At 32.0% G+C, this 15,426-nt stretch carries 10 protein-coding genes and 2 pseudogenes; 5 read left to right on the top strand and 7 right to left on the bottom strand.

Annotation, left to right across the window (positions count from 1 at the left end):
* Positions 1-34: 34 nt before the first annotated feature.
* On the top strand, positions 35-586 hold the full coding sequence (locus tag JAO71_RS05885; protein WP_028291285.1) for a PepSY domain-containing protein: 552 nt from the start codon (positions 35-37) through the stop codon (positions 584-586).
* Between the two features lie 24 nt (positions 587-610).
* Here the strand turns inward: JAO71_RS05885 and JAO71_RS05880 are convergent, their stop codons facing one another.
* The 3 genes from JAO71_RS05880 to JAO71_RS05870 form a co-directional block, all read right to left on the bottom strand.
* The gene (locus tag JAO71_RS05880; RefSeq protein ID WP_202999542.1) at positions 611-2,005 is read right to left on the bottom strand and encodes a glycosyl hydrolase family 8; all 1,395 of its coding nucleotides are present in this window, start codon (positions 2,003-2,005) and stop codon (positions 611-613) included.
* Positions 2,006-2,143: 138 nt separating this feature from the next.
* Positions 2,144-3,610, bottom strand: coding sequence for a sigma 54-interacting transcriptional regulator (locus JAO71_RS05875; RefSeq protein WP_028606499.1), 1,467 nt, complete (start codon positions 3,608-3,610; stop codon positions 2,144-2,146).
* Positions 3,610-4,737, bottom strand: a complete 1,128-nt coding sequence (locus tag JAO71_RS05870) for a vWA domain-containing protein (RefSeq protein WP_116823179.1) — start codon at positions 4,735-4,737, stop codon at positions 3,610-3,612. Before JAO71_RS05870 ends, JAO71_RS05875 begins: the two co-directional genes overlap by 1 nt.
* Positions 4,738-4,834: 97 nt before the next feature.
* Between JAO71_RS05870 and JAO71_RS05865 the strand changes: the two genes are divergently transcribed.
* The 4 genes from JAO71_RS05865 to JAO71_RS05850 all read left to right on the top strand — a co-directional run bounded on the left by JAO71_RS05865 (position 4,835) and on the right by JAO71_RS05850 (position 10,153).
* Positions 4,835-8,044: a VPS10 domain-containing protein gene (locus JAO71_RS05865; RefSeq protein WP_202999539.1), complete on the top strand. Its 3,210-nt coding sequence runs from the start codon at positions 4,835-4,837 to the stop codon at positions 8,042-8,044.
* 70 nt (positions 8,045-8,114) lie between these two features.
* Complete coding sequence (locus tag JAO71_RS05860) at positions 8,115-8,747, top strand: YceI family protein (RefSeq protein WP_028291289.1); 633 nt, start codon at positions 8,115-8,117, stop codon at positions 8,745-8,747.
* Between the two features lie 79 nt (positions 8,748-8,826).
* Complete coding sequence (locus tag JAO71_RS05855; protein ID WP_028291290.1) at positions 8,827-9,354, top strand: RNA polymerase sigma factor; 528 nt, start codon at positions 8,827-8,829, stop codon at positions 9,352-9,354.
* 1 nt (position 9,355) lies between these two features.
* Positions 9,356-10,153 (top strand): anti-sigma factor, encoded by a 798-nt coding sequence (locus tag JAO71_RS05850; protein ID WP_202999537.1) that lies wholly within the window; start codon positions 9,356-9,358, stop codon positions 10,151-10,153.
* 303 nt (positions 10,154-10,456) lie between these two features.
* Here JAO71_RS05850 and JAO71_RS05845 read toward each other — a convergent pair whose 3' ends face one another.
* From JAO71_RS05845 to JAO71_RS15835, 4 genes and pseudogenes are all read right to left on the bottom strand, one after another.
* Complete coding sequence (locus JAO71_RS05845) at positions 10,457-12,685, bottom strand: TonB-dependent receptor (protein ID WP_202999535.1); 2,229 nt, start codon at positions 12,683-12,685, stop codon at positions 10,457-10,459.
* 11 nt (positions 12,686-12,696) lie between these two features.
* Positions 12,697-13,980, bottom strand: coding sequence for a tetratricopeptide repeat protein (locus JAO71_RS05840; RefSeq protein WP_202999533.1), 1,284 nt, complete (start codon positions 13,978-13,980; stop codon positions 12,697-12,699).
* Between the two features lie 101 nt (positions 13,981-14,081).
* Positions 14,082-14,957 (bottom strand): annotated as a pseudogene (locus tag JAO71_RS05835) (DUF4331 family protein).
* An 87-nt stretch (positions 14,958-15,044) separates the two neighbouring features.
* Positions 15,045-15,317: pseudogene (locus tag JAO71_RS15835) on the bottom strand (DUF4331 family protein); the annotation flags it as partial.
* Positions 15,318-15,426: the final 109 nt, after the last annotated feature.

Here is a 15,426-nt window from a genome sequence, read left to right as displayed (position 1 = left end):
CAACTTTTGTCAGATTAGTTGTTAATTATAAGCTGTGAAACAAAAAAATAAAAACTTAGCCAAATCAGCACGTTGGTATAGACAAACGCATCGCAAGGTAGCTATTGTGTTACTTCTTTTTATTGTAGTAATGAGTGCTACAGGTTTATTATTAGCATGGAAAGATCAGTTAGGTATTAAACCTTCCTCTGTTACTGTACACTCTGATAATAGATCTTTAATTTCTTTAAATGAAATTGAACAACATGCAATACATTATATTGATAGCCTTAATCTTTCAACTGAAATTAACAGAATTGATTACAGACCTAGAAAAGGTATTGCTAAGGTTAGATTTGAAACCCATTTTACCGAATTACAGATTGACTGTTACACCGGAAACATTGTTTCAGAAAAAACAAGAACTGCAGATTTAATTGAAATGATTCATGATGGATCAATCGTAGATTATTTATTTCATTTTAAATATTCAAAATTAATCTACTCTACAGTTCTTGGTTTAGGATTATTATTTATTTGTGTTAGTGGTTTTTATTTGTGGTTAAAACCAAAACAAATTAAAAGGAATAAACGATTACTTGATTAAACCTTTAATTAAAAATAGTTATATCTAAGACTTAACTATTTTAAAGCTTTTATTATCTATTTTAAGAAAATAAACACCAGTTTTAAATTGTGAAATATCCAATTTTAATTCTGATTTTTTTACTTGGTTTTGATAAAGTTGCTGACCATTAATCGAATACACTTCTACAGTTCTAGATTGTGCTGTTTTAAACTGAATATGCAAAGTATCTTTAACTGGGTTTGGATAATATTTAAATGTATCTAAAACATTTTCAGTTGTACTTAGCGTGTTATCTTGAATTGCATTATACATATTTCCTGATAAAGCAAACATATAAATAGCACGTAAAGTCGCTCCAAAATACGCTGTTGTTGCTTGATTTTTTAATTCAGAATACCCATTATTTACAAAAGATTGATTGGTTGAAGTCATTGCTGCAGTAGCATAAGCTCCTGTAAAAGTTGGATCTTTGTAAGAAGTGTTAATGGCTACACCAGATTGAGAGTAACCTGGATAAATCTGATTAAAACCACCTTGCGCATTAACAAAATCAATACATAATTGATTGTAATTACTAGCTTCTGTATTACCATACCAGATATAATCGGTAGCAAATCTCCATGGTGTACGTGCTGCATCATAGTAATAAGATTGACCTTGGTTATAAGCCCATGATACTTCTGTTGAGTAGGTTCCATCTGCTTTACACCAATCAGATACTAAATTATAACTCGCATTATTCTGAGCTAAATTGGCATTAATAATAGCGTAGCTTTTATCTGCAACAGCATTCCAATAAGCACTATCATCAGTATAGACACCAAAAACTTTAAAGTAACCAGGAGCTAGATAAGACGGGTTAGTCGTGTTACTTCCTCCCCAAGCATCACCTGGTTTAAGGACGTTTGATCCAGCTTCAACCTCATGATTTTTAATAATAGTAATTAGTGATATAGCATCACTTTGATAGTCAATTGCACCTAAACTTTGCCAACGTTGGTCAGCAACTATTAATGCATAAGCTGCATCTAGTTCTGCATCAGTAGCTCCATTATTACCAATAACACTATTACAGCCATCGATTTTCCAATTCATAACTCCATTAGCGTTTACAAAATCTTGGTAGTATAACCATAAGCCATCAAACAACTCTTTGTCATTGGCGTAAACAGATAATAACATACCGTAAGCAATTCCTTCTGATACTGTTTCAGTTGGAGTATCAAATTTTATACGATAGCGACCATTATTACAGGGTTCGGCAAAAGTGGTTCTCCAAGACACGTATACATCATAAATGTCATTAGATTGAATGTTATCAGGCTGTATACCGTGTAGGTAAGTCTGATTTTGAAAACTTACTGCTGAAATCTGTGCATTAAGCGTTGTAAAAAACAGAAAAGCAGTTAAAAAGGTTAAGTTGTAAAAATGTTTCACGGTTGATATATTTTTTTTGGGTTTAAATATATACGAACAAACCACCTTTTATGGTTGCTCAAAATATATTTTTTTATAAAAAAAAGTGCCTAAAAAAATTCAGGCACTATTATCTATTGCAGTTTTTATTTCAAGAACTTATAATCCACTTATAAAACTTCCATAAGGGTCTTTAAATTGAATACCTTCTGTAAATCTATATTTGCTTAACAACTTATATTCTACTAAAGCCCAAAGCACGAATTCTTTCACAAAATAGCTTTCTTCTTTTAATAATTTAGGTTGATGCTCTCCAAGTAAATCATCTAATGGCGACACTGCATCTAATAAGCTAATATATTCTTTATCACGTAAATCGTCTAACAATTCAAAACCATCAGAATTATTAAAAAACCATGATACAATAGTGTCGTAAGGACTTTCGTCTTCTTGCTTTTTCAATTTCTCTATCTTAGGGAAGTACTCTGGAAACAAACTTTTTACAGCTTCACCAATTAAATTATAAGCGACTTGCGCTGCACCTTCTTGTTCTCCTTCATAAACCAATTCTACTTTACCTGTAATTGCAGGAATAATCCCTAAAAAGTCTGATAATCGAATGGTTGTCTTTTCGTCTCCAGATTTTAACGATCGTAACTCTGCTGCACTTAATAAGTTTTCAAAAGCAGTAATACTTAAACGTGCACTTACACCACTTTTCTCGTCTATAAAATCACTATCACGAGCTTCAAAAACAATTTGTTCTAACAAATCTTTGGCTAATTCGGGTACATGAATACTCTCTTTTTGTCTTCCATCAGACTTAGCTTCTTGCTGTGTGATGGTTTTAGCGGTTTCAATATCTGTTGGATAATGCGTTAATATTTGCGATCCAATTCTGTCTTTTAATGGTGTTACAATACTTCCTCTATTAGTATAGTCCTCAGGATTTGCAGTAAAAATAAATTGCATATCTAAAGGTAAACGCAATTTAAACCCTCTAATTTGAATATCTCCTTCTTGTAAAATATTAAATAAAGCAACCTGAATTCTTGCTTGTAAATCTGGCAACTCATTAATTACAAAAATACAACGATTGGCACGAGGAATCATTCCGTAATGTATCACACGATCGTCTGCATAGCTTAGTTTTAAATTGGCTGCTTTTATAGGATCTACATCTCCAATAATATCTGCAACAGTTACGTCTGGAGTCGCTAATTTTTCGGCAAAACGCTCACTTCTGTGCATCCAAGTAATTGGTGTATCATCACCTTTTTCTGTAATCAACTCTGTAGCAAAACGTGAGATTGGTTGTAAAGGATCGTCATTAATTTCACTACCTTCTACAACAGGAATATATTCGTCTAGCAAATTAAGCATTAAACGTGCTAAACGTGTTTTAGCTTGACCACGTAATCCTAAAAAATTAATATTATGTCGTGATAAAATAGCACGTTCTAACTCTGGTATTACAGTATTTTCATAACCATGAACACCTTCAAAAACGGTTGTTTTATTCTTTATTTTTTCAATTAAATTATCTCTTAATTCGTCTTTAATCGATTTGCTTTGGTATCCAGCTTTTTTTAATTCGCCTAAAGTTTTTATTGTTTCTATTTTCATTATCCTTTAATTCTTTTTTTTCTGTTTGTTTCGTAATCTTGAAAAATCATTTCTCCTAAACCTTTTAAACCTGTATAAAAAGCTTTACCTTGATTAGCATGCGTAAATTCTTCAACAAATTGCATTAAATAAGGATCTTGAGCAATCATAAAAGTTGTAATAGGAATATGTAATTTTCTAGCTTGCTGTGCTTGTGCATAACACTTATTGGTTATGTAAGGATTTAAGCCATTACTGTCTTTATAATAGGTTCCATCAGGTAAACGCAAGCAACTGGGTTTACCATCGGTAATCATAAAAATTTGTTTGTTGGTGTTTCGTTTACGTCTTAATAAATCCATTGCTAATTTTAATCCTGCTACAGTATTTGTATGATAAGGACCAACGTTTAAATAGGGTAAATCTTTAATTTTAATTGGCCAAGCATCGTTACCAAAAACTAGAATATCTAATGTATCTTTTGGGTAACGTGTCGTAATCAATTCAGCTAAAGCCATAGCTACTTTTTTTGCAGGAGTAATTCTATCTTCTCCATAAAGAATCATACTGTGACTAATATCAATCATCAAAACCGTACTCATTTGAGATTTGTGGGTCGTTTCTTCAACCACTAAATCATCTTCGGTTAAGTTAAAATCTCCTATTCCGTTGTTAATTTGGGCATTTCTTAGACTTTCTGTCATGGACACTTTATCCAAGCTGTCTCCAAACTGGTAATTTCTAAAATCGCCAGTATGCTCATCTCCTACTCCTGTACCTTTACTTTTATGGTTACCAGAGCCACTACGTTTTATGTTACCAAAAATTTGGTCTAAAGCAGATTGCCTGATTGCGCGTTCGGTTTTGGCAGTAATGGCATTTCCTTTTTTTCCATCGGGTTTAATCTCTTCACGAATAAAACCTTTAGCTTTCAAATCTTCAATAAAGTCATCAATGGTATATTCTGGAGTGGTTAACTTATATTCTTTATCTAATTCACGAAGCCAATCTATAGCTTCGTCAAAATCTCCTGAAGTATGTGTAATCAACTCTTTAAATATGTCAAAAAGCTTCTCGAAAGGTGATAGTGAAGGTGCTTCGTAGGGTTTAAATACGAAACCTTTTTTGTGTATATTTTTTTCTTTCATTGCAGTATAAAAATACAACAAATTAACATCTAAATAAACGTGTTAACAGCTTTTTAAGAATATGTTGCTTAACTTTATGCAAACTAATTTACCAAAAATGAAAAAATTATCCTTTTTACTTTTATTACTCTTCTCTATCACAGCTTTTTCGCAAGAATTCTCGATGGATTTAGTTAAAAACATGACACCAAGAAACATTGGTCCAGGTGGTATGTCTGGTCGTGTAACTGCAATTGACGTTGTCCATAGCAACCCTGATATTATGTACGTTGGTACAGCATCTGGAGGTTTATGGAAGTCTACTTCTGGTGGTATTAAATGGGATCCTTTATTTGACAAAGAAGTAACAGCGTCTGTAGGGTCTGTTGCAATACAACAATCTAATCCAAGTGTCATTTGGGTTGGAACAGGTGAAGGAAACCCAAGAAACAGTTTAAATGGTGGTTACGGCATTTACAAGTCTTTAGATGCTGGAAAAACTTGGACGTCTATGGGATTAGAAAAAACCAGACACATACATCGTGTGGTAATAGATCCAACAAATCCAGACATAGTTTATGCAGCTGCAATTGGTAGTCCTTGGGGAGAACATCCTGAACGTGGTGTTTTTAAAACCACAGATGGTGGATTAACCTGGAAAAAAATACTGTTTGCTAACAACAAAACAGGAGCAGCAGATTTAGTTATGGATCCTACTAATCCTAATAAATTAATTGCAACTTTATGGGAGCACAAGCGTGATCCATGGTTTTTTAAATCTGGTGGAGCAGGTTCGGGTTTACACATTACACATGATGGTGGTAAAAACTGGACTAAAGTAACAGAAAAAGAAGGTTTCCCTAAAGGGGAATTAGGACGTATTGGAGTTGCTATTGCTAGAAACAAACCCAATAATGTTTATGCTTTAGTTGAAGCTAAAAAAAATGCGTTATACAAAAGTGAAGATGGTGGTTTTAAATGGAAAAAAGTTAACGATAAAAGTGATATTGGTAACAGACCATTTTACTACTCTGAAATATATGTAGATCCTCAAAACGAAAATAGAGTATACTCTGTTTTTACTTACATAAATGTTAGTGAAGATGGTGGAAAAAACTTTTCGCAATTAATGCCAGCTTATGGTGCAGATAATGGTGTACATCCAGATCATCATGCTTGGTGGATCCATCCTACTAACGGAAACTTTATGATAGATGGAAATGATGGTGGACTAAACATAACCAAAGATGGTGGAAAAAATTGGCGTTTTATTGGTAACATGCCTGTTGCACAATTTTATCATATTAATGTAGATAACGAGTATCCATATAATGTGTATGGAGGAATGCAAGATAATGGATCTTGGAGAGGACCTGCTTATGTTTGGCGTGCTCAAGGTATACGTAATAGCTATTGGCAAGAGATTAGTTTTGGTGACGGTTTTGATGTTATACCAGATAAAGACAATTCGCGTTACGGTTGGACTATGAGTCAACAAGGTTATGTTAGTTATTACGATTGGCAAACTGGTAATAATTTTGGAGTACAACCAACACATCCTGATAAGGATGTTAAACTACGTTTTAACTGGAATGCTGCTATAAATGTGGATCCTTTTGATAATAATACAGTCTATTTTGGTAGTCAGTTTGTACATAAATCTACAGACAAAGGTTTAACTTGGGAAGTAATATCTGAAGATTTATCTACTAATGATCCTAACAAATTAAAACAACATGAAAGTGGTGGATTAACTTTAGATGCAACAGGTGCTGAAAACCACTGTACTATTTTAGTTATTGAACCTTCTACTGTTGAAAAGGATGTATTTTGGGTTGGTACTGACGATGGACGTGTACATATCACACAAAATGGAGGTCAAACTTATAGTGATGTTTCTAGTAATATTAAAGGCTTACCTAAAGGAAGCTGGATTGCACAAATTAAAGCTAGTAATAAAAATAAAGGTGAAGCATTACTTATTGCTAATGATTACAGACGCTTTAACTACACACCATATGCTTACCGAACTAAAAACTATGGAAAAACTTGGGAAAGAATTGTAGACCAAAACGATGTTAAAAGTTATGCGTTGTCCATTGTTGAAGATTTAGTTGAACCAAACCTTATGTTTTTAGGTACTGATGATGGTTTATATGTATCTATTGATGCAGGAAACAAATGGACAAAATGGACCAAAGGTTTTCCTACGGTTTCAGTAAAAGATTTAGTGATCCATCCAAGAGAACATGATTTAGTTATTGGTACATTTGGTCGTGCTGCATGGGTTTTAGACGATATTAGACCGTTAAGAGCAATAGCTAAAAACAAACAAATTATAAACAATAAAATTCAACTATTTTCTCCTCCTACTGCTTACCAAGCTGCATACCAACAGCCAACAGGAAGTCGTTTTGGTGCAGACGCTATGTTTCATGGTCAAAATAGAGGTCGTGGTGCACAATTTACTTACTATGTAACACCAGAAAAAGCTTCAAAAGAAACTAAAAAAGGAGATGACAAAGAGGAAAAGAAAGAAGATTCTGAAACCAAAGAAAATGAAGTTGAATGGGATTCTATGTCACTTAAAATCTATAACAACGATAAGTTAATTAGAACTTTAAAACGAAAAGTTCCTAAAGAAAAAGGGTTACATAAATGGACTTGGTACATGGATGAAAAAGGTAGTAGTAGACCTTCAAGAACCATTAGAAAACAAAAAAGAGAACCAGGTGGAGTTGATGTTAAACCAGGAACTTACAAAGCGGTTTTAGAATATGGTGATCAAACTTCTGAAAGTATGATTACTGTCGCTTCTGACCCTAGATTAGAGGTGTCTTCTAAAAACACAGATGAAGTTTATGCTGCTTTAAAAGAAATTGAAAAATTACGTCAAATTGCTGCTGACGCGACAAAACAATTAGCTGAAAATAAAAAACTAGCTGAAAAATATAAAAAAGAATTAACCGATTTAGATAAGTCAAAATACAAAGAAGAGATAAAAGCGTCTAAAGACATTATTAAGGAGATTGATACACTGTTAGACATTTACACAGGAAAACAAGACAAACGACAAGGTATAACTAGAACATTAGATGTTAGTGTTAATAGTAGATTAGGTACAGCGTCTTGGTATACAGCGACTAGACAAAATGGTCTAACAAAAACAGAAACAACGTTGATAGAACATGCTAAAACAGATTTAAAAACTGCATTAGAAAAAACAAACACCTTTTTTAATGACAGTTTCAAACCATATTACCAGTCTATCATTAAAATTAATATGACTAAACCTATCGAAGAAATAAAGACCTTTAGCTTAGATTAAGGTACAGTAATTTGGATAAGCACATTTATCTGCTTAACTTTATAATTATTAAAGAAAACAACTATTTAAAATGAAAAAAATAACACAATTAGTATTAGCTTTTACACTTATTTTAGCGGTAAGTTGTAAAGATGAAGCTAAAACAAATGATGCTGAAAAAGAGACGACTAAAACAGATGTTAAAACTGAAAAATTTGTAGTTAAACCTGAAGCAACAACAGTAAAGTTTACAGCTTATAAAACCACTGAAAAAGTACCAGTTGGAGGACAATTTAATGTATTAAAATTTGACCAAAAAACAGGAAGCACACCTCAAGAAGCACTTAATGACTTAAGTTTTTCTATTCCAATTACTGGATTATTTACAGATAACGAAGCCAGAGATTTAAAATTAAAGACTTCATTTTTTGGAGAAATGCTTAATCCTGAGTTTATTAAAGGAACCATTAAATACGTTAACAACAAGTATGTTGCTTCTATCACAATGAATAATGTTACTAAAGATTTACCATTAGATGTAAAAATTACTGACAAAAGACGTGTGGCTATGACAGCAACTATGCAATTAAAAGATTGGGATGCTTTAGGTGCTTTAAGTGCTTTAAATAAAGTTTGTTTTGATCTACACAAAGGTGCAGATGGAGTTAGTAAAACTTGGGAAGAAGTTGCAATTAATGTGAATACCTTTTTAAGAGAAAATTAATTATAATTTATTATCTTTATACCAAACAAAGCAGCTAAATATTAGCTGCTTTTTTTAGCCTTAACCATTAATTCAATTTATGCAATTAGAACTTTTAGTTTCAAAATTTAAACAAAAAGACGAAAAAGCGTTTGAAAAATTATACAACATGTATAAAGACAGCATGCATGGTGTAATTTATAATATTGTTAGAGATAATGATATTGCAGAAGAAATCATGCAAGATGTATTTATCAAAGCTTGGCATAAATCAGATAGTTATGATGCAACCAAAGGTCGTTTTTTTACTTGGCTAATTAATATTGCTAGAAATGCTGCGATAGATAAAACCAGATCAAAGGCTTACAAAAATGCTAGTAAAAACCTTAACTCGGATTTTTTCGTAGATATTATAGAGTCGCAAGATAATTTAGATAATAGTACAGATGCTATTGGAATAAAAAAGTTTGTAGACAAACTAGCTAAAAAATGTATTCAGGTAATCGAGCTATTATATTTTAAAGGTTTCACACAAAAAGAAGCCTCAGAAGCTTTAGATATGCCAATTGGAACTATCAAAACTAGAAACAGAAATTGTATTAAAGAATTAAGAGAATCCGTATTATAATATGAACATTAACGACTACATAAACTCAGGTGTACTAGAACTATACGTTGCTGGTCAGCTTTCTGAAAAAGAAAGCAAAGAGGTGTATGACCTAATGTTAAAACACCCTGAAGTTTTAAAAGAAGTTTTAGAAATTGAAGCTGCTTTAGTAAAACTAACCGCAAGTGTTGCACCTAAAAAAGACATTGATTTTAATACTATTAAAGGACGTTTAAATACAAATAGCGAGACTAAAGTTATTAGTTTAAATAGACCAAAAACTAAGTGGTTTAACTATACTGGTTGGGCTGCAGCTGTAATATTAGCTGGTGGTCTTATTTGGACAATTAATCAAAAATCTAATTTAGAAGACCAGATACAAATAGTAAATACTGAAAAAGACTTTTTAGAAATCCAAATGGAAACTTCTAAAACGGATCTAGCCGAAACTAAAAATCTACTAAACATCATTAGAGACAAAAGTATTATTAATATCCCTTTAGAAGGTCAAGCAGCTGCACCTGGAGCTTATGCAAATGTATATTGGGATAAAAATGATGATACTGTATATCTAGATTTACAAGGTTTACCAGAACCACCAGAGGGTAAAGTTTATCAAGTTTGGTCCTTAACATTAAACCCGTTAACACCTACTAGTTTAGGTACTATTGACGACTTTATACAAGATGACAATAAGATTTTTAAGCTTAAAAATGCAAATCAATCGCAAGCATTTGGTATCACTTTAGAACCAGCTGGAGGAAGCAAATCGCCTACATTAGAGCAATTATATACGTTAGGAGCTTTAGCTTCAATATAACAAATTACTATTTTAATAGTACTAAAAAAGACACCATGTGGTGTCTTTTTTAGTTTTAAAAACTTCTACAATTTTATCTGTATTACACTTATACAGGTCTATTGATTTTAATTAATAGCAACTTTATTACATAAAGAAAGTGTTTGATAAACATTGTTATCAAACACTTTCAAAACAAACTAACAAAAAACAACCTCACTTTTTCATAGTCTTCACGTATTGTTAGTTATGCAATTAATTGTTTCCCTTAAATCGATTGCATTATACTTACGTAAATTAAACTAGTAAGGTTTTATTGTTTTTTTAAAACGAATAACTTAATGTTGTTTTAAAATAAAAAGGGGTTCCTGGTGTAAAATGAATTTCTTCAACAGAGGCTGCTTCATTTTGCAATCTTGACTCTGTTAAAAACTGAGTTTCTTTCCAGTTTGTATCAAATAAATTTTCGATACTAACACCTAATTTCCAATGATTATCAAACGCATAATTAAGATTTAAATCGGTTACAAAATAACCTTCTGCTTGTACCGAATTATCCTCGTTTGCAGGTCTATCATCAACATATCTATAATTGATTCCTCCTGAAAAATTATTAATATCTTTAAAAGACAATCCTCCTACTACAGTAAAATCTGGTGCTAATGGTATGTAATCATTACCATTGTCTTCTTCTAAACTTCTTGCTCTAGTATAGGTCGCATCAGTATTAAAATAAATGTTATCTGACACTTGATACCTTACACCAAAATCAACGCCATAACGTTCAGATTTTCCGCTAGGTTCTATAATTCCTGCATCACCAACGTAAACAAATTCTTCTTCAGAAAACAAATACCATAATGCAGAGTTTAGCACTAATTTATCTGTTGGTTTCCAGATGTTACCTAAATCTACACCATACGCTTTAGGCAAAGCATTATCTATATTTTGATTTAACACAACTCTAGAATCGTTAGAATGAAATCCAATTCCTGATTTTAAAAACCATTGTACATTATTATTTTGATTGTACTGTATGCTAAGCTTTGGTAACAATGCGACTTCAGTATCTGTTAGGTTACTATAAGTATCACTTAATTGGTCTTGGTATTGAAACTTGATGTACTCTAAACGTAAAGCTGGAGTAATAGTTACTTTTCCTAGGTCAATTTCAGCATTAAAAAAACCATATAAATTACGTTGATTAACATTTCCTAATTGTATGTTTTCTAGTGTTTCTTTTCGGTTTAATGTGTGTGATAACTCGATATCATTAACATCGTCAAAACGTAATCCAACACCTGAAGTATAATTAACATCAAATGAATTATAGTTTTTATTTTTTTTGAATTGTGTGTTAAAACCAAAGATATTTCTGTCTTCTTTTTGTTTAATTTGATCACCATTTACTGGATCGTCTAAAAAGAAAGTAAAGTTAGAATATAACAAAAAATCATAATTTGAATAAAATGCATTAGTTTGCATTTCGACATCATTATCTAAAATGGTGCTATACTGAATATTAAAGTTAGTACGACTAGTTTCTCCTCCTTCAGTATCATCTACTGCTCCAAAATTTGAGATTGTACCATCATCTACTAAACGTTGTGGAATTTGACCTGAGGCATCCCATTGACTTGTAAAATGACTTAGGGTTACTCCAATTTTTGAATTGTTATTTAAATATGCATTGTATTTAGTCATTAGGTTTAATCTGTCAAAATTTTGAGGAGACTCAAAAGGTCCATCTGTTTCAATATACTCAACTGCAACATAGGCATTTTGGGCATTTTTATTATCTAGTAAATTAAACAACCCTAAGGTTCTTAAGGAATTAAATTGTCCAGCCGAAAAACTTATTAGATTATCATCTAACTTATCTTTGGTTTTAAAATCTACAAAACCAGCAGTATTAAAATCACCATGATTTGCATAATATGGACCTTTACCAAAACTTATATTATTAATAGTTTCTGGAATTAAAAAGTGTAAATCACTATAGCCTTGACCATGTGCATGAGAGACCATATTTACTGGCATTCCGTCTACTGATAATGCAACATCAGTACCATGATCTACGTCAAAACCTCTTAAAAATATTTGTTCGGCTTTACCACCTCCTGCGTGTTGACCAATAATTAATCCAGGAACTTTACGTAAAATTTCTTGAGAAGAATTTATTGGATCTGTAGCCAAATCTATCTTAACCATACTATTAATAACATTAACAGGTTCGGTTAGCACTAATTCATCTAACAAAAATGCTTTAGTTTTTAAGTTTATAACTAAAGGTTGTTGCAAAAGCGCTTCTGTTAATAACACACTTTGTTTTTGGTATCCTAATAAACCAATAACTAAGCTGTCTCCAACCTTAGTGTCATTAATTATAAATTGTCCTAATTGATTAGTATGTGAATGCTGTTTTGAGTTTTGATTATACACATAAGCATTTTCTAAAGGCTGATTGTTATCTGTAACAAACCCTTTAACTGTCTGAGCGCTAATAGTAAGCGTAAAGCCTACTAAAACTAGTAGTATTAAAATATTTTTCATGGTTCCAAAGATTATAATTTGTTTACAATTTTTGAAGTTAATGGACCTAATTCGTAACTACTTTCTTGTAATTCTTTTTTAATTAAAGCCATTTCTTTTAATTTACCGTTGGCTTTATATATTTGGGCAATATGGTATTGTGCTTCAGGCTCAAAAGTTTGTCCTACAACGTGCTTTTCTACAATGTTTAAAGCCTCTGTAATATTTCCATTACTAAAATAACTCCAAGCTAATAAATCATAAGATAAAGGTGTTGGCCTATTTTGGACTTCAATTTTAGCTAAAGCTATCGCTTTTTTGTTTTTGGAATCTGCTAATATTTTTGAAGAATACACATTATACATGTTGCCATAACTGGTGTCTTTAATGGCTTCAAAGTAAGTGTTTAAATACTTGTTTTTTGCAGTATCATTGTTTTCATATTCTGCAATTTCTGCTTTAAACAATAAATAATCAGGTGCATGGTGTAATTGGGTTAATGCATCTAAAATACGATTAGCTTCGGTCGTATTTTTCTCGTAAGAATACACTATCCAAGCAATTCCTTTTTTAGCGTAGGCATCATCAGGATTTAAAGCTAATGCTTTTAAATAATGCTTGTAGGATTCTTCTATTTGTCCATCATGACCGTAAAAATCTGCTAAATTAGTATAAGACCACTCCATTAAATGATCTAATTTTGAAGATTCAGCTTTAGCTGTTGCTTTTTCTAAATACTTAATTGCTGCATCTAAATCGCCTTGATAATCACTCCATTTTGATAATCTGATTAAATATCCAAAATCGTTTAAATCTTTGGTTTGTTCTAAATAGTTTTTTGCTACAGTAAAGTTACCCAACTCCATGTGTACATCAAATAGCATTTTTTTTGTTCCGTCTAAATTTTGTCCATTAGCTTCTGCTTTTTTAAGCATCTCTAAAGCCTCCTTAAATTTATGTTGTGAAATATAATTACGGGCTAAGCTTCTTAAATGTCCGGCCCAATTATAATGTGTACGTGTATTTAAAGTTAATAAAGATTTTTCGGCATGTTTTAAATATTTAATATAACCAGTAGATTTAAACAATCTAGTTTCTGCACTTGCTATTTGTGATAAGTAAGATAATTGATTTGGAGCAGCTTCTATTTTTTTGTTCCAAAAATTATAATCTGCAGTGGCTTCTAGGGTCTCGTTACTGGGTTGTTTAACTAGGTATTTATTATAGTCTTCTGGATTGGTAATTGCTTGGTTTTTGTCTGAACAACTAGTTACTATAATAATAACAAGTAGTAGCATGTATAGTTTTGTGTTCATGATATTTTTGTTTTGTTGTTTGTTTGTTTTATGTGGGAAATATTATGGGTTTTGAAATAATCCAGAGTGGTTGTTTAAAACACTCTGGATTAAAATACCGTCTACCAAGGAGACGCTAAATAAGGGAAAGAGGCTAAAAATGGTTTATCATTTTCGCTTACATTGTCATTAGAAAGTGTTGGGTTTTCAGAGAAATCTTCACCTCCAAAAATTAATAACAACTCAACTGTTATTACGTCATCTGCTAAGTTACGACCAGTTAAAACATTTGTTCCGTCATAAAAAGTAGTGGTTCCGTCTAAAGACACATTAAGTACATCTGTAGCTAATAATCCTGTAAAAGCAGCAGCATCTTGACCTAATGCATTAGCATCACCTGGATTAGCAAATGCAGGACTTAAAGCTGTTAAATTAGCTTCAAACATAGACTGAAATCCAGCATTTTGGTCTGTAGGTATAGTGGTGTTAAAAGTATCCTTTGATCCTGAAGACACAAATACTGTGTTTACAGCAGGTCTACCCATTTGATCTTGTTGCGTGTATGTCCCAGAAAAATCAGTTCCTGTTGGAGTTACAACCATAGTTGCATCATCGTCATCAGAACAATTAAAGGCAACCAAAGTTATTAGTAATACTGTAAATATATTTTTTAAATTTTTCATAATTTATATGTTTTTGAAAGTTTGTAATTATTTAGACTTAGATTCTACCCAAGTATTGATTGTTCCTGTACCACCAATCATAGATTTTGGCACCTCAACTACTATTGACATTACATTTGTACCTGCAAAAGTGTCTGTTCCTGGATCGTTAAATGCTGTTGCATCACCTGCTATAATTGCAGAATACTGGTTAAAATCAAAGAAAAACGGATCGTCTCTTGGTCCTGCAAAAGCAGTAATACCATTGCTAGTTTCTGTCATTGCAGACTCACCATAAGCAGTAATGTCTACAACAGTTTGTGTTGCATCCGTCATTACTCTACTACTTAAACCTGTTGTTCCTGGAGCAACTGGTCCAAAAAAGTACATTTTACCATCTCTTGGTATAGCTTGGATCACTAGATCTTCAACATTGTCTCCTGTATTGTCAATGTTAAACTCGATCATCACGTTTTCGTCAAAACTTGCACTAGCACTTGCTGTTGGACTTAATAGACCTTGTACATTAGCAACAAACACTAAATTGTTTGTGTCTTCACCCTGAAAAGCGTAAAAATCTGTAATATCACTTGTACCACCTTGTACAGCAGGAGCATCAATATGATCTGCTGATAAGAAGAAGAAACTTGCTGCTGCAAATACACCTACTCCTAAAATAAATTTGAAATTTTTCATAATGTTTTTGAGATTTTTTGTTAATTAATATTTTTGGTTCTCGCATACACTTACGCAACTTTTATAAAAGCGGTTTTATTAAAGTTTAGTTTAAATGAAAAAATGTGAA

The sequence above is a fragment of the Olleya sediminilitoris genome (assembly GCF_016785945.1).
In the GTDB taxonomy this organism is placed as follows: Bacteria; Bacteroidota; Bacteroidia; order Flavobacteriales; family Flavobacteriaceae; genus Olleya; species Olleya sediminilitoris.
Note: the sequence above shows the minus strand (reverse complement) of the source record. Positions and strands in the feature narration are given on the sequence as shown.

What these genes read in the sequence shown, in the direction of transcription:
- JAO71_RS05865 (WP_202999539.1), top strand. Translation starts at nt 4,835, where the DNA reads ATGAAAAAATTATCCTTTTTACTTTTATTACTCTTCTCTATCACAGCT.
- JAO71_RS05860 (WP_028291289.1), top strand. Translation starts at nt 8,115, where the DNA reads ATGAAAAAAATAACACAATTAGTATTAGCTTTTACACTTATTTTAGCG.
- JAO71_RS05850 (WP_202999537.1), top strand. Translation starts at nt 9,356, where the DNA reads ATGAACATTAACGACTACATAAACTCAGGTGTACTAGAACTATACGTT.
- JAO71_RS05855 (WP_028291290.1), top strand. Translation starts at nt 8,827, where the DNA reads ATGCAATTAGAACTTTTAGTTTCAAAATTTAAACAAAAAGACGAAAAA.
- JAO71_RS05870 (WP_116823179.1), bottom strand. Translation starts at nt 4,737, where the DNA reads ATGAAAGAAAAAAATATACACAAAAAAGGTTTCGTATTTAAACCCTAC.
- JAO71_RS05875 (WP_028606499.1), bottom strand. Translation starts at nt 3,610, where the DNA reads ATGAAAATAGAAACAATAAAAACTTTAGGCGAATTAAAAAAAGCTGGA.
- JAO71_RS05845 (WP_202999535.1), bottom strand. Translation starts at nt 12,685, where the DNA reads ATGAAAAATATTTTAATACTACTAGTTTTAGTAGGCTTTACGCTTACT.
- JAO71_RS05840 (WP_202999533.1), bottom strand. Translation starts at nt 13,980, where the DNA reads ATGAACACAAAACTATACATGCTACTACTTGTTATTATTATAGTAACT.